At 65.7% G+C, this 14,350-nt stretch carries 12 protein-coding genes; 6 read left to right on the top strand and 6 right to left on the bottom strand.

Going from position 1 to position 14,350, the window contains the following annotated elements:
* Positions 1–42: 42 nt before the first annotated feature.
* The 3 genes from E4K64_RS32275 to E4K64_RS32265 form a co-directional block, all read right to left on the bottom strand.
* On the bottom strand, positions 43–2,052 hold the full coding sequence (locus E4K64_RS32275) for a HAMP domain-containing methyl-accepting chemotaxis protein (protein ID WP_167772374.1): 2,010 nt from the start codon (positions 2,050–2,052) through the stop codon (positions 43–45).
* A 325-nt stretch (positions 2,053–2,377) separates the two neighbouring features.
* Positions 2,378–2,512, bottom strand: a complete 135-nt coding sequence (locus E4K64_RS32270) for a YjiS-like domain-containing protein (RefSeq protein ID WP_135167066.1) — start codon at positions 2,510–2,512, stop codon at positions 2,378–2,380.
* 86 nt (positions 2,513–2,598) lie between these two features.
* On the bottom strand, positions 2,599–3,042 hold the full coding sequence (locus E4K64_RS32265) for a nuclear transport factor 2 family protein (protein ID WP_135167000.1): 444 nt from the start codon (positions 3,040–3,042) through the stop codon (positions 2,599–2,601).
* A gap of 91 nt (positions 3,043–3,133) precedes the next feature.
* Here E4K64_RS32265 and E4K64_RS32260 point away from each other — a divergent pair, with 91 nt between their 5' ends.
* Entirely contained in the window at positions 3,134–4,057 is a 924-nt protein-coding gene (locus E4K64_RS32260; RefSeq protein WP_135167065.1) for a LysR family transcriptional regulator, read from the top strand.
* Between the two features lie 100 nt (positions 4,058–4,157).
* Here E4K64_RS32260 and E4K64_RS32255 read toward each other — a convergent pair whose 3' ends face one another.
* Positions 4,158–4,778 carry a glutathione S-transferase family protein gene (locus tag E4K64_RS32255; protein ID WP_135166999.1) on the bottom strand — a complete coding sequence of 207 codons (621 nt, stop codon included), beginning with the start codon at positions 4,776–4,778 and terminating at the stop codon, positions 4,158–4,160.
* A gap of 125 nt (positions 4,779–4,903) precedes the next feature.
* Between E4K64_RS32255 and E4K64_RS32250 the strand changes: the two genes are divergently transcribed.
* Together E4K64_RS32250 and E4K64_RS32245 are read left to right on the top strand one after the other, a co-directional pair.
* Positions 4,904–6,175, top strand: coding sequence for a flavin-dependent oxidoreductase (locus E4K64_RS32250; RefSeq protein ID WP_135166998.1), 1,272 nt, complete (start codon positions 4,904–4,906; stop codon positions 6,173–6,175).
* Between the two features lie 69 nt (positions 6,176–6,244).
* Entirely contained in the window at positions 6,245–7,540 is a 1,296-nt protein-coding gene (locus E4K64_RS32245) for a hypothetical protein (RefSeq protein ID WP_135166997.1), read from the top strand.
* A 45-nt stretch (positions 7,541–7,585) separates the two neighbouring features.
* Here the strand turns inward: E4K64_RS32245 and E4K64_RS32240 are convergent, their stop codons facing one another.
* Together E4K64_RS32240 and mutY are read right to left on the bottom strand one after the other, a co-directional pair.
* Positions 7,586–8,005: a PaaI family thioesterase gene (locus tag E4K64_RS32240; protein ID WP_135166996.1), complete on the bottom strand. Its 420-nt coding sequence runs from the start codon at positions 8,003–8,005 to the stop codon at positions 7,586–7,588.
* 53 nt (positions 8,006–8,058) lie between these two features.
* Entirely contained in the window at positions 8,059–9,177 is a 1,119-nt protein-coding gene (gene mutY / locus E4K64_RS32235) for an A/G-specific adenine glycosylase (RefSeq protein WP_135166995.1), read from the bottom strand.
* A gap of 162 nt (positions 9,178–9,339) precedes the next feature.
* Between mutY and E4K64_RS32230 the strand changes: the two genes are divergently transcribed.
* From E4K64_RS32230 to smc, 3 genes are all read left to right on the top strand, one after another.
* On the top strand, positions 9,340–9,837 hold the full coding sequence (locus tag E4K64_RS32230; RefSeq protein ID WP_135166994.1) for a DUF721 domain-containing protein: 498 nt from the start codon (positions 9,340–9,342) through the stop codon (positions 9,835–9,837).
* 134 nt (positions 9,838–9,971) lie between these two features.
* Positions 9,972–10,628, top strand: coding sequence for a DsbA family protein (locus E4K64_RS32225; RefSeq protein WP_135166993.1), 657 nt, complete (start codon positions 9,972–9,974; stop codon positions 10,626–10,628).
* A gap of 217 nt (positions 10,629–10,845) precedes the next feature.
* Positions 10,846–14,310 carry a chromosome segregation protein SMC gene (gene smc, locus E4K64_RS32220; protein ID WP_135166992.1) on the top strand — a complete coding sequence of 1,155 codons (3,465 nt, stop codon included), beginning with the start codon at positions 10,846–10,848 and terminating at the stop codon, positions 14,308–14,310.
* Positions 14,311–14,350 lie beyond the last annotated feature (40 nt).

The following is a 14,350-nucleotide window of genomic DNA, read 5'->3' as shown; positions in this document are numbered from 1 at the left end:
CGGTCGGGCCACGCGCATGCGCGTGGCCCTTGCTTTCAAGACTCAGGCGGCGTGAACCGAGCTCAGGAACTTGGCGACTTCCTGCTTCAGCCGGTTACTGTCGGCCGAGAGCGAGCGCGCCGCGGACAGCACCTGCGACGAGGCCGATCCGGTCTCCGACGCCCCGCGCTGCACGTCGCCGATATTGGTCGAGACGCGCTGCGTGCCATGCGCCGCCTGCTGGACGTTGCGGGAAATCTCCTGCGTCGCCGCGCCCTGCTGCTCCACGGCGGCGGCCACCGTCGACGAAATCTCCGACAGCCGCTCGATGGTGCCGCTGATCTCCCTGATGGCGCCGACCGATTGCTCAGTCGCAGCCTGGATGTTGGAGATCTGCTGGCCGATCTCGCCGGTGGCTTTCGCGGTCTGCTCGGCGAGCGCCTTGACCTCGGAAGCGACCACGGCAAAGCCGCGGCCGGCATCGCCGGCGCGTGCCGCCTCGATGGTGGCATTCAGCGCCAACAGGTTGGTCTGGCCGGCGATGGTGCTGATCAGCTCGACCACGTCGCCGATCCGCGCGGCGGCCTTGGACAGTTCACCAACATGCGCGTTGGTCCTGCTCGCCTGACCGACGGCCTCGCCGGCGATCCGGGCGGATTCCTGCACCTGGCGGGCGATCTCGGACACCGAGGAGGAGAGCTCCTCGGTCGCCGAGGCGACCGCCTGCACATTGGCCGAGGCCTCCTGCGAGGCGCTGGCGACCTCCGTCGACAAATCCTGCGCCCGCGAGGCAGTCGTGGTCAAAGTGCCGGCGGAGGCTTCGAGCTCGTTCGACGCCGACGACACCGTGTTGACGATCTCGCCGACCGCCTGTTCGAACTGGTCCGCCAGCCTGACCATGTCCTTCTTGCGGGTTTCGGCCTGCCGCTCCTCGAGCTCGGCCTGCTCGGCGCGCATGCGCTCGGTGTCAATCATGTTGTCCTTGAACACCTGGATCGCCTTGGCCATGTCGCCGATCTCGTCGGCCTTGCCGCGACCAGGGATCTCGACCGCGAGATTGCCGCCGGCAATCAGCCCCATCGCACGCGTCATCGAGGTCAGGGGACCGACGATGCTGCGGGCGATCAGGAAGGCGACGAAGCCGCCGAACAGGATGGCCAGACCGCCTGCAATCTCCTGAACGGTCGTCGTGCCGGCGATCACGTCTTCGGCGTGGGTGCGCGAATCCTGATAGTCCTTCTTCAGGGTCGCTTCAGCGGCCTTGAGCCGGCCGATGCTGTCGACGATGAGGGGCGCGAGGCTCTTGTGGTAGATCTCGTCGGCCTGGAGCATCGCGGCGGAGGTCGTCTCGAACGCGGATTTGTAGATGCCGAGCGCGGTCTTCACCGGCGCGAGCGTGGTTCGCAATTCGGCTGCCTGCGGGCTCTTTTCGATCGCCGCGAGCCGTTGCGCCGCCCTGTCCACACTGGCCCGGAAATTGGCCGGCCCCTGGGTGTCGCGCAGCGCCAGGAAACGCCAGTTTGCGACCCGAACAAGGAGGACCCTGGATTCGAGGTCGGCAACGAGGGCTGCGGTGTCTTCGTCGACGGCTGCGCGCGCCGTATCGACCAGCTTGCTCATCTTGACAGCCAGCTCCTCGCCGCTCGGCAGCAACGTCGCCTTGCCCGTCCGCGCCTCGTTGACGGCGTCTCCGAGGTTGTCACGCAGGCGTCGCATCTTGGCGACGTCGTCGATGAGGCCGTTGTAGAGCGCGCGCCGCTCCTCCGAGAGCGTCCCCTTCGCGCCGACCCGCAACAGCTCGGTCGCCGCGGTTTCCCGCTCTTGCGCCTCCTTCATCGCGGGTTCGTTCGCATCGTAGACGTAGCGCAGATTGGCGCGCTGGATGGCCTGAAGGTGGGTCGAGATTTCCAGCACCCGCGCCGTGCTGTCCGAGAGCGCGGATTGTCTTGCGACCTGATCCTGCACCGCCCGCAAATTCCAGATGGCAACCACGGCCATCACGAGACCAACCGCCACCAGGGCCATGAAGCCTGCGTACAGGCGTCCCCTGATCCGCAAACGAAACTTCGGCATTCCCACTGTCCACCAAGATGCATTTCACTTCGAGCGGCCGAACGAGTCCGGCGATCGTCACCGGCCACCCCGGCAGCCGCGAGTCGCGTCCTTGCGACCCACGCTGCACCGCGACACAATGGCGGACACTCGTTAATTGAACCTTCCCATTTTTCGCGCGCGCGAAAGCGGCGCGCACAAAATCTGCTGATTTTGTAGCCAGTTGCGCGACGCCTCGGCGTAAGGCGTGCACCCCCATGCAGATTCGCATGGGGGTGCCCGAATGCGTGCTTGTTAGGCGGTGGCCTCCTGCAATCCGCAGTGCTGAATTCCTGCCTCTTCACCTTCATTTTCGTCGGATGGGCCGCTTCAGCTGATACTCAATCTCCGAACGAGACATCCCGCAGTCCTGAAGCTCCCGCTCGCTCATGGCTGCGAGCTGGCAGCGCTGGCGAGAGCGCTGCCGGCGAATCCGGACCATCTCCGCCAGCGATCGGAAGACCGGCACGACCCATGCAAACCGGAGCGGACGCCTCCAGCTGGCGGACCAGATGGCGCTCAATCCGGTCAGCTCGCAGCCCTCATCGCTGCTTGCGGAAACGGGCCCAGCGCCCTCTCCGTCAGGATCGAGTCGCAGTACTCGCGGATCTCCTTGATCTTGCCGTCCTCGAGACGAAACACCAGGCAGTAGTCGTTGTCGTAGCGCACGCCCTCGGGCGTGACGTTGTCACCCTTGGCCTCCACGACGACCACGTCGCCGTCGGCGATGAAGCGGTGCGCGACCGTGCGCGTGCGGTCGCGCAGGCGGGTGCGCACATAGCCGTGCAGATCGTTGAGGATCGCCTCCTTGCCCGAAAAGGTGCGCGACCAGGAATACTGGCCGGTGACGACCCATTTGGCGTCGTCGGCAAGGCTTGCGGTGAACAAGGCGCGATCGCGCGCGGCCGGATCGGGATTGGCGGCGGCGGCGAAAATATCCTGCATCAGTTTCTTGTTGGCGGCAGCGCTCATGGCGGCATCTCCGTTTGGTGAGAACACGGAGATCTTCCGGGAGGGAAGAGAATTCTTCAAATCGATAGAGAATATGATATCTATTCACAGCATGAATTTGACTTCGCTTGACCTCAATTTGCTGACTGCACTCGACGCGCTGCTGCGCGAGGCCAATGTCAGCCGCGCGGCGATGCGGATCGGCCTGTCACAGCCGGCTACCAGCCACGCTTTGCAGCGCCTGCGCGATATCTTCGGCGACCCGCTGCTGGTGCGTACCGGCGCGCGGATGGAGCTGACGCCGCGGGCGCAGGCCCTGCGCGCCCCGCTCGCTCAGGCGCTTGACCAGGTACGCGGGCTGTTCGTGCCTGACGACTTCGATGCCGCGCGCAGCGAGCGGCAATTCCGCCTGATGATGCCTGATCTCGCAGTCGAGCTGCTGATGCCGCCGCTGATGGAGAAGGTGACGCAGGCCGCGCCCAACGTCCGGATCGACGTCGTGCCATGGCGGGGACCTGCGATCTTTCACGCCGAGTTTGCCCGCACCATCGATCTGGTGATCTCGATCGGCAACGCCTTCAAGGGCTTTCACCGCCAATTGCTCTACACCGACAGCGATGCGCTGGCCGTGCGGCGCGGCCATCCCATGACGGCGAAGCTGAAGCGGCGCGAGACGTTCCTCGCCGCGCGTCATGTCGGCGTCATCATTCGCGGCAATGCCGAGGATCTCATCGACACCTGGCTGCGCAGCAAGGGCATTGAGCGGGACATTTCGCTGGTGGTGTCAGGCTATCTCGAAGCGCTGCACGTCGCCGCCCGCACCGACCTCGTCGCCTTCGTGCCACGCCGGCTGATTGCCGCACTGTCGAAGCAACTCGGCCTCGTCACGGTGACGCCGCCGCTCGATCCCGGGATCGACGAGCAGTTCATGTTCCATCCGACCCGGGCCCAGATGGACCCCGGCTCGATCTGGTTGCGACGGCTGATGCTGGAGACGGGACGGGAGCTGGAGCAAGCCAAGCGCAAGTTCTCGTAGGGTGGGCAAAGGCGCAAAGCGCCGTGCCCACCATCTTCCGCGGCAACGAACCGATGGTGGGCACGCTTCGCTTTGCCCACCCTACAAAGCCGGAACGTTGTTACGCGTTCTGCGCTTCCATCACCTTGCGCACCGCGGGGCGCTCCGACATGCGCTTGAAGTGATCGGCGATCTTCGGCGTCGCATTGATGTCGACGCTGTCGCCTTCGAGCCAGGTGGCCAGCGTGAACAGATAGGGATCGCAGATCGTGTACTGCTCGCCCATCACCCAGGGTCCCCTGAACATCTTCTGCTCCATCAGCGCGAAGCAGGCGGCCATGGTCTTCGGAACCATCGCCTTCATGTCGGCGAACGAGCTCTCCTGGGTCGCCCAGCGCGCCCCGCGCATCTTGTGGGCATGGTTGATGTGCACGGTCGAGCACAGATAGGAGTTGAACGACTGCACCTGGGCGAAGTCGAAGGGATCGTCGAGCGGCGCGAGCTTCGCCTTGGGGAACACTTGCGCGAGGTAGGCCAGCATCGCCGGCGTCTCGGTCAGGACGCCGCGATCGGTCACCAGCGCCGGCACGCGGCCCTTCGGGTTGATCTTGAGATAATCGGGGCTGTTCTGCTGGTTATCCTTGAAGCTCAACCGTTCGGCCGTGTAGTCGGCGCCGGCCTCCTCCAGGGTGATGTAGGTGGCGAGCGCGCAGGTGCCGGTGGCGTAGTAGAGCTTGAGCATGTCGGACCTCGTGGGGAAAATCCGAGGTTAGCGGCCCTCCGCCGCGCCGTCCATAGGCGACCTCTTCGCAGTTGCCCACCGCGGCCCGGCTGTGCGAAGACGCCGTCTATCGGAGGGGATTTGTCATGACCGTACTCATCGCCGGTGGCGGCATCGGCGGGCTGACGCTTGCGCTCAGCCTGCACCAGATCGGCGTTCCCGTGAAAGTGTTCGAGAGCGTCGCCGAACTGAGGCCGCTCGGCGTCGGCATCAACGTGCTGCCGCATGCGGTGCGCGAGCTGATCGAGCTCGGGCTGCTGGACAAGCTGGATGCCAGCGGCGTGCGGACGCGCGAGCTCGCCTATTTCTCCAAGCATGGCAAGCCGATCTGGAGCGAGCCGCGCGGACTGGAGGCCGGCTATAAATGGCCGCAATTCTCGATCCATCGCGGCACGCTGCAGCAGCTGCTGCTCGACACCGCGATCGAGCGGCTCGGCCGCGACAACATTCTCACCAGCTATCATCTGACCGGCTGGACCGAGACCGCAGAGGGCGTGCGCGCCGACTTCATCGACCGCACGACCGGCAAGGCCGCCGGAACCCATGAAGGCGCGATTCTGATCGCCGCCGACGGCATTCATTCGGCCGCGCGAGAAAAGCTCTATCCGAACGAAGGCCCGCCGATCTGGAACGGCCGCATCCTCTGGCGCGGCGTCACCCCGGCGAAGGCCTTCCTCACCGGCCGCACCATGATCATGGCCGGGCATGAGATCCTGAAATTCGTCTGCTATCCGATCAGCAAGGAGCCGGACGCGAACGGCAATCATCTGATCAACTGGGTCGCCGAGCGCCATATGCCGCCGACCTATCAGTGGCGGCGCGAGGACTATAACCGCACCGCGCGCCTGGAGGAGTTCCTGCCCTGGTTCGAGAGCTGGCAGTTCGACTGGCTCGACGTGCCCGGTCTGATCAGAAACTGCCCGCACGCCTATGAATATCCTCTGGTCGACCGCGATCCGGTCGCGCAATGGACTTTCGGCAAGGTCACGCTGATGGGGGACGCCGCGCATCCGATGTACCCGGTCGGATCGAACGGCGCCTCGCAAGCAATCCTCGATGCCCGCGTCATCACCCGCGAGATTCTCGCGCATGGACCGACCAGCGCGGCGCTGCTCGCCTATGAGGCCGAGCGCCGGCCCGCCACCACCGATCTCGTCCTGCTCAACCGCAAGAACGGCCCCGAGCAGGTGATGCAGCTGGTCGAGGAGCGCGCGCCCGACGGCTATAAGATCGTCACCGACGTGCTGTCGCAAAAAGAGCTGGAAGACATCGCCGCCAATTACAAGCGCGTCGCCGGATTTCAGGTCGAGGCGCTGAACGCCAAGCCGCCGATCGTGAGCAAGGATGCGCGGGCGTGAAGGGAGGTCTTAAACTGCCGATAAGCGCGTTGGAAGAGCTGCGGCGCTAGTGGAGTAACGACCGGACAGATGAAGCTTGATTCCAGACACATCGTCGGCCTTCCGGTGAAGCTCGGACGCGACCTGATGCGCCACCTCAATGTCTACCGCATTGACGTCGCCTCGGTGCATAGCTTTTTCAATGAGCAACACTGGCGCGTCACCGTGGATGCTGCTCGCAAGATCAATCCGCGTATCCCAGTCGGCATCCGTCAGAATGTTGACGAGAAAGAGTACTGTCGGATATGGGGCTTCAGGTTCAATCCGATCAAACGTGCTGAAGCCGAGCGCGTGTTCGCCGCACTGCTAGCGGAAGGCTATCTTGAGCCAAACGAGCCGGAACACTCCCGAGATACGCGCAGATACCAGCTCAGCCGAAAAGGTCGACAAACCGCGGCGGCAAACCTAACGAAACGTTTCGACCGCGCCAAGGCGGACGAAGAGGTCCGTGAATTGATCGCTCACGCTAACAGGATCAATACGCGCGATGAGTTGGTATTTTATGTCAACAAGATCACGGCGTTCGGGTCGTATCTCTCCGACACCGACGATTTGGGAGACATCGATCTCGTGGTCAACCTCAATGTTCGTCGCCCGAATACAAGATTTACGGAAGAATCGCACTACCGCGCCGACAACAGCGGCAAGTCCTTAGACTTTTCGTCAAGGCTGGATTACGGCCGGAACGAAGTCATGCAGTTGCTGCGGGCGCGGAGAGCACGCCTTTCGTTCGCCTCGGCATCGACGGTCGAGGAACTGAAGACTGAGGCCAGCGTCCTGTTCGAATGGGGTCCCGATACCAAACGTCGCGCTGAGATGGAGGCGTTCGATTGGCGGCTCCACGAGCCCCTGCGACAAGTCAAGGAGTGGTTGGCAGCTAATCCGGTCAACTCCGATCCAGTCGAAATTGCGCGTTGGTGTCAGGGTGTCGCCGACGTTCTCTCGAAAGGGGGACTGTACGTACGGCTATTTCATAACTGGAGTGGCAACTTCGCCCAAAAGATGATGCCCTATTGGGGCCTACCTACATCGCAGGCTGCCGCAGCAACGGCTCATGACATCTCTTGGGCAGAATACGCCACGCGCGCCGCTACCTACATCACCGAAGGATACAAGCAAACAATCACTCCGGTGGTGGAGCGTGAATTCTACCTGCATTTTGCGTACAATCTCGACGCGTCGGACGCTGCGATCCTGACAGCTGAGCGCTTTGGCTGGAAGCCCGCCGAAGATCAGCAGTATATATCGATGAGAAATCACACGGATCACCTCGAGACAATTTATCAGTTGCACCCTGAACTAAAGGACGGGGTGGCAAGCTCTTGAAGCAGTCTCGCTGCCTGTGCGTATGCATTCGTGCAAATGGGATATCTACTTCACCGCCCTCGCCGCCTCCAGCAGCCGCTCGCTCGCGCTCGCTGTCGCCAGCACCGTGCCGTCCTCCGCCATCAGCTTCGCCTCGACGAAGGCGATGGTCTTGCCGAGCTGCGTCACCTTGGCTTCGCCAATAATCCTCCCAGGCCGTGCGGGGCTGAGGAAATTCACGGTCATGCTGATGGTGGTCGTGTAGAGCCGGCCTTCGCTCATCACCAGCACCGCCGGCCCCATGGTGTCGTCGAGCATGGCCGAGAGCATGCCGCCCTGAATGAAACCTGCAGGGTTGCAGAACGCCGGCTTGCCTTCGAAGGAGAGCCTGATCCAGCCTTCCTCCGGACGGGCGTCGAGCAGGCGCCATCCCAGCAGCTCGGCACAGGGCGGTCGTGGAAAGTTGTCGAGTGCGGTCTTGACCATTGGCAGCCTCCGGTTCGCAACCCCGATAGCGCAACGCTGCTGCCAGCGTGCTGTCAGGAGGATCGGCGCGGTGGAAGGTCCAGTGCGTGTGCGATCACCTTGCGCATGACGTTGGGCAGCGCTTCGCCGGCAAGGGTCGCGGTCGGCACCCAGCGCATGCCCTCGGGCGCGCACGTGTGCGCCGCCGCCTTCGCCGTATAGACCACGAGCTCCAGCGGAAAATGTGTGAAGACGTGGGTGACCACGCCCGCCTTGCGCTGCCAGCGCGACAACCCCTTCAACGCGGGCGCCTGCCGCTTCGCGGCCGCATCGTCCTGGCCGGCGAGCCAATCCGAGCCGGGCACCTCCGTCATGCCACCGAGCAGCCCCTTTTCCGGCCGGCTGCGGACCAGCAGCTCATCGTCACGCGTCACGACGAAAGCGGCTCCGCGCCGCAACGTGCCGCTCTTCTTCGGCGCCTTGCGCGGAAAGGTCTCCTGCGTGCCTTGCGCACGCGCGATGCAATCCTCGTTCAGCGGACACAGCGAGCACGCCGGCTTCTTCGGCGTGCAGATCGAGGCGCCGAGATCCATCAGCGCCTGTGCGCTGTCTCCGGCCCGGCTGTCGGCCAGCAGCGTCGCCGCCAGTTGCTGGATCAGCGGCTTGGCCTGCGGGAGCTCTTCCTCGACTGCGAAGAGCCGCGACACCACCCGCTCGATATTGCCGTCGACCGGCATGGTGCGGCGGTCGAAGGCGATCGCCGCAATCGCCGCCGCCGTATACGGCCCGATCCCCGGCAGCGCGCGCAGGCCCTCCTCGGTGTCCGGAAAGATGCCGCCATGCGCGCGCGTCACCGCGACGGCGCAGGCATGGAGGTTGCGTGCGCGGGAGTAATAGCCGAGCCCGGCCCACATCCGCAGCACATCATCCTGCGAGGCGCTTCCCAGCGCCGCAACATCCGGCCAGCGCGCGACGAATTTCTCGAAATAGGGCCCGACCGCCTTTACCGTGGTCTGCTGCAGCATGATCTCCGAGAGCCAAACGCGATAGGGGTCCGACGCCTGCCCCGGCGCGGCGCGCCAAGGCAACCGGCGGCGGTGGCGGTCGTACCAGGCGAGCAGGAGGTTCGGGCGTGATGTTGCTTTCGACGGCGCGGGTTCCGGCCTGGCCTTGAGGGCAGATCTGGGGCTCATGCTCTTACCCTAACCGACGTTGAGCCGATTGCTCCACGTCATGCCCGCGCTTGTCGCGGGCATCCACGTCTTTCTTCGCGGGAGAACGTGGATGGCCGGGACAAAGCCCGGCCATGACGGCGATGCACATGTGGCCCGCCCGCCGAAATGCTATAAGGCGGCATGTCCAAATCCGGTCCCATCTTCAAACCCGGCCCCATCAGCGCCAAGCCGCTCGGGATCCTGCTCGACGACGTCTTTGCCGAGGCCTATGCCAAGCAGGGATTCGCGGCGCGCGAGCTGGTGACGCGGTGGGCGCAGATTGCGGGGGCCGAGATCGCCGCCCATGCCGAGCCCTTGAAAATGCAATGGCCGCGGCCGGTCGAGGGCCAGCCGCAGCAGCCGGCGACCCTGGTGCTGCGGGTCGAGGGGCCGATGGGGCTGGAGATCCAACACTCCGCCGACGTGATCCTGGAGCGGGTCAACCGCTTCTTCGGCTGGAGCGCGGTCGGCAAGCTGGCCTTCCGCCAGGCCCCGCTGTCGCGGCCCCAGACCCGGAAGCGGCCCGCCCCGCCGGACCCCACGAGCGTAGCCAAGGTGGCGGAGAGCCTGGGGGAGATCGAAGACGAAGAACTGAAGACGGCGCTGGCCCGGCTCGGGGCCGCCATCAAGCGAAATTGAGCCTCATTTCGCGGCCAATCTGGACCCCTCCCTGCCGCTCGCCATTGCCTCAAACCACGTTTCAAGCTAGCGACAGGCCGCCCGGGAACCTTGCCAAACCTCGGGGCGAGACCACGCCAATTCGGGAGCCGACCGTGATCATCACCCGCCGCGCCTTCACCACGATGCTGTCGCTGACCGGGCTTGCCGCGCTCGCCGGGCTCTCGCCGCTCCGCTTCGTCTCCGAAGCCATGGCGCAGGCGGCCGCCGACGTCGCCAAACCGGTGTCGCTGCCCGACATGGCGCTCGGCCCGAAGGATGCCGCCGTCACCATCACCGAATACGCCTCGATGACCTGCCCGCACTGCGCCGCCTTCAACGAGCAGGTGTTCCCCAAGATCAAGAAGGAATACATCGACACCGGCAAGGTGCGTTACATCTTCCGCGAGTTCCCGCTCGACATCAAAGCCGCCGCCGGCTCGATGCTGTCGCGCTGCATCGCCAAGGACGACGCGCCGAAATATTTCGCGGTCACCGACATGCTGTTCCGCCAGCAGAACGACTGGGTGGTGAAGAACACCACCGAGACCCTGACGCGGATCGGCAAGCAGGCCGGGCTCACCCAGCAGCAGGTCGAAGCCTGTCTGAAGGACCAGGCGCTGCTGGACAAGATCGCCGCCGACCAGAAATACGCCAGCGACGTGCTCAAGGTGGATTCGACGCCGACCTTCTTCATCAACGGCGAGAAGATCAAGGGCGAGACCTCGTTCGAGGAGTTCGCCAAGAAGATCAATCCGCTGCTGAAGAGCTGATTCGCACGCGACAGCTCTGATTCGCGCATCCAGAGCCGTATCTTTCCCGGCATAAATCCCTTGGGAAAAGCGGCTTTCGCCGGTTGCCCTCGCTGCCCACCGCGGCCATTGTCCAGCCGCATGAGGCGCCTCGCGCGACTCGCCCGGATACCGACATTGCCTTCCATGGTATTGTCCCGGCAGGGGGATTCGCGCCTGCCAACAGAGATGCGTGCTTATGAAAATCACCCGCCTGCGCCTTCACGGCTTCAAGTCCTTCGTTGAGCCCACGGACTTCGTCATCGAGCCCGGCCTGACCGGCGTGGTCGGACCCAACGGCTGCGGCAAGTCGAATCTCGTCGAGGCGCTGCGCTGGGCGATGGGCGAGACCTCTTACAAGAGCTTGCGCGCCGCCGACATGGACGCGGTGATCTTCGCCGGCTCCGGCAACCGTCCGGCACGCAACCACGCCGAAGTGACGATGACGATCGACAATGCCGATCGCACCGCGCCGGCGGCGATGAACGACAGCCAGCTGCTCGAAATCTCTCGCCGCATCGAACGCGAGGCCGGCTCGGTCTATCGCATCAACGGCCGCGACGTGCGCGCCCGTGACGTGCAGATCCTGTTCGCCGACGCCGCCACCGGCGCGCGCTCGCCCGCGCTCGTCCACCAGGGCAAGATCGGTGAGATCATCCAGGCCAAGCCCGAGCAGCGCCGCCGCGTGCTGGAAGACGCCGCCGGCGTCGCCGGCCTGCACGCCCGCCGCCACGAAGCCGAGCTGCGGCTGAAGGCGGCCGAAACCAACCTCACCCGCGTCGAGGACGTGATCGGCCAGCTCGCCGGCCAGATGGAAGGCCTGAAGAAGCAGGCCCGCCAGGCGGTGCGCTATCGCGAGGTCGCGGCCAAGGTCCGCAAGGCCGAAGCAACACTGTACCATCTGCGCTGGATCGGCGCCCATGCCGACGTCAACGAGTCCGGGCATACCCACGACCTTGCCGTCCGCGAGATGGCCGAGCGCACCCAGCACCAGGCCGAGGCCGCCCGCATCCAGGCGATCCGCGCCGCGGAGATGCCTGCACTGCGCGATGCCGAAGCGCGCGCTGCGGCCGGGCTGCAGCGCCTCACCAATGCCCGCGAGCTGCTCGACCGCGAGGAAGAGCGCGCCAAGGAGCGCGTCGCCGAGCTCGAGCGCCGCCTCGCCCAGTTCGAGGGCGACATCTCGCGTGCCCAGCAGCAGACCATGGATGCCGACGTCGCGTTGCAGCGGCTCGACACCGAAGACGCCGAGCTGAAGGAAGAGATCAAGTCGCGCGTCGAAAAGCGCTCCGGCGTCGACGAGCGTGTCGCCGAGGCCGAGGCGGTGCTGACCGAAACCGAGCAGCAATTCGCCGAGCTCACCACCGCGCTCGCCGACCTCACCGCCAAACGCAATCAGCTCGAGGCCAACGTCCGCACCCACCGCGACAAGCTCGCCCGGCTCGACCAGGAGATCGCGAACGTCGCCGCGGAAGAGCAGAAGCTCGCCGCCGAGACCGGCGGCTTCGGCGACCTCGACGAGCTGACCGCTCTGGTCGAGACCGCGGAGCAGACGCTGGCCGCTTCGGAAGCCGCCGCCCAGGCGAGCGAGGCCGCGCACGTGGCCGCGCGCCAGACGCTGGAATCCTCGCGCTCGCCGCTGGTCGAGGCCGACAAGCGCGTACAGCGCCTTGAGACCGAGGCGCGCACGATCTCCAAGATCGTCAACGGCGAGACCAAGAATCTATGGCCGCCGATCATCGACGGCATCACCGTCGACAAGGGCTTTGAAAAGGCGATCGGCGCCGCGCTCGGCGACGATCTCGACGCCCCGATCGACCCGTCGGCGCCGATGCGCTGGACCAATGTCGGTCACACCGAAGGCGATCCGGAGCTGCCCGAAGGCGCCGTGCCGCTCGCCAACCACGTGCAGGCGCCGGCCGAGCTGGCCCGCCGTCTCGCCCAGATCGGCGTGGTGCCGCGCGAGCGCGGCGCCGAGCTGGTCTCGCAGCTCAAGACCGGCCAGCGGCTGGTCTCGCCCGAAGGCGATGTCTGGCGCTGGGACGGTTTTGTCGCCGCCGCGCATGCCCCGACCGGCGCCGCCCGCCGCCTTGCCGAGCGCGCCCGTCTCGTCGACATCGAGAACGAGCTGGAGCAGGCCCGCATCGACGCCCAGATCAAGCGCCAGGCGCTGGAGAACGCCGAGTCCGAGCTGCAGATGGCGGCGAGCACCGAAGGCGCGAGCCGCGAAGCCTGGCGCGCCGCGCAGCGTGAGCTCAACGTCGCGCGTGAGCGCCATGCCAATGCCGAGCGCGAGATCAGCCGCCATGCCGCGCGCAAGGCGACGCTGTCGGAAGCGCACAGCCGTCTCGCCGCCGACCGCGCCGAGGCCGAGGCTGCCTACGAATATGCCGAGGCCGGCATCAGCGAGCTGCCGTCGAGCGAGGACACCGAGACCCGTCTCGCCGCCGTCCGCAGCGACATCGAAGGCCACCGCCGGATCGCCGCCCAGGTCCGTGCCGAAGCGCAGGCGCTGGCGCGCGAAGCCGAGCTCGCCGACCGCCGCGTTCAGGCGATCCTCGCCGAGCGTACCGAGTGGCAGAACCGCAAGGAAAGCGCGGCCTCCCATATCGACACCATCCAGGCCCGCATCGCCGAGCTCACGATCGAGCGCAGCGAGCTCGAAAACGCGCCCGCCGTGTTCGCCGAGAAGCGCAGCGCGCTGATCACCGAGATCGAGTACGCGGAGAACGACCGCCGCATGGCCGCCGACGCGCTCGCCACCGCGGAAAGCGCGATGGCCGAGACCGACCGCGTCGCCAAGCTGACGCTCGAGGCGCTCTCCAGCGCCCGCGAGGCCACCGCCCGCGCCGAGGAGCGCATGGAAGGCGCGCGGCGCCGGCTCGAAGACGTCGAGCGCGAGATCCGCGACATGCTGGAGGTCGAGCCGCAGGCCGTCGCAGGCCTTGCCGAGATCGAGCCCGGCGCGGAGCTGCCGCCGCTGCACGACATCGAGGAAGACCTCGAAAAGATGCGGCGCGACCGCGAGCGCCTCGGTGCGGTCAATCTGCGCGCCGAGGAGGAGCTGCGCGAGGTCGAGACCCAGCACAACGGCCTCGTCACCGAGCGCGACGACCTCGTCGAGGCCATCAAGCGGCTGCGCCAGGGCATCCAGAGTCTCAACAAGGAGGCGCGCGAGCGGCTGTTGACCTCGTTCGAGGTCGTCAACAACCACTTCAAGCGGCTGTTCGTCGAGCTGTTCGGCGGCGGCGAAGCCGCGCTGCACCTGATCGAGAGCGACGATCCGCTGGAAGCCGGACTCGAAATCATAGCCAAGCCCCCGGGCAAGAAGCCGCAGACGCTGTCGCTGCTCTCGGGCGGCGAGCAGGCACTGACCGCGATGGCGCTGATCTTCGCGGTGTTCCTCACCAACCCCTCGCCGATCTGCGTGCTGGACGAAGTCGACGCGCCGCTCGACGACCACAACGTCGAACGGTACTGCAACCTCCTGCACGAGATGACCGGCTCGACCGACACGCGCTTCATCATCATCACGCACAACCCGATCACCATGGCGCGGATGAACCGCCTGTTCGGCGTCACCATGGCCGAGCGCGGCGTCTCCCAGCTGGTGTCGGTGAGCCTGCAAGAAGCCGTGGACATTCTCGACCAGAACGTGGCGTGAGGCTGCACTCGTCCTCCACCCATTGACGTCATCATCCGCG

Origin of the sequence: Bradyrhizobium frederickii (assembly GCF_004570865.1) — a bacterium.
Lineage (GTDB): Bacteria > Pseudomonadota > Alphaproteobacteria > Rhizobiales > Xanthobacteraceae > Bradyrhizobium > Bradyrhizobium frederickii.
This window is presented reverse-complemented; position numbering and strand designations above follow the sequence as displayed.

Excerpts from the sequence above, each read along its gene's own strand:
- E4K64_RS32255 (WP_135166999.1), bottom strand. The coding sequence starts at position 4,778 with ATGCTCAAGCTCTACTACGCCACCGGCACCTGCGCGCTCGCCACCTAC.
- E4K64_RS32275 (WP_167772374.1), bottom strand. The coding sequence starts at position 2,052 with ATGCCGAAGTTTCGTTTGCGGATCAGGGGACGCCTGTACGCAGGCTTC.
- E4K64_RS32250 (WP_135166998.1), top strand. The coding sequence starts at position 4,904 with ATGACCGTACTCATCGCCGGTGGCGGCATCGGCGGGCTGACGCTTGCG.
- smc (WP_135166992.1), top strand. The coding sequence starts at position 10,846 with ATGAAAATCACCCGCCTGCGCCTTCACGGCTTCAAGTCCTTCGTTGAG.
- E4K64_RS32265 (WP_135167000.1), bottom strand. The coding sequence starts at position 3,042 with ATGAGCGCTGCCGCCAACAAGAAACTGATGCAGGATATTTTCGCCGCC.
- E4K64_RS32270 (WP_135167066.1), bottom strand. The coding sequence starts at position 2,512 with ATGGTCCGGATTCGCCGGCAGCGCTCTCGCCAGCGCTGCCAGCTCGCA.
- E4K64_RS32245 (WP_135166997.1), top strand. The coding sequence starts at position 6,245 with ATGAAGCTTGATTCCAGACACATCGTCGGCCTTCCGGTGAAGCTCGGA.
- E4K64_RS32240 (WP_135166996.1), bottom strand. The coding sequence starts at position 8,005 with ATGGTCAAGACCGCACTCGACAACTTTCCACGACCGCCCTGTGCCGAG.
- E4K64_RS32260 (WP_135167065.1), top strand. The coding sequence starts at position 3,134 with ATGAATTTGACTTCGCTTGACCTCAATTTGCTGACTGCACTCGACGCG.
- mutY (WP_135166995.1), bottom strand. The coding sequence starts at position 9,177 with ATGAGCCCCAGATCTGCCCTCAAGGCCAGGCCGGAACCCGCGCCGTCG.
- E4K64_RS32230 (WP_135166994.1), top strand. The coding sequence starts at position 9,340 with ATGTCCAAATCCGGTCCCATCTTCAAACCCGGCCCCATCAGCGCCAAG.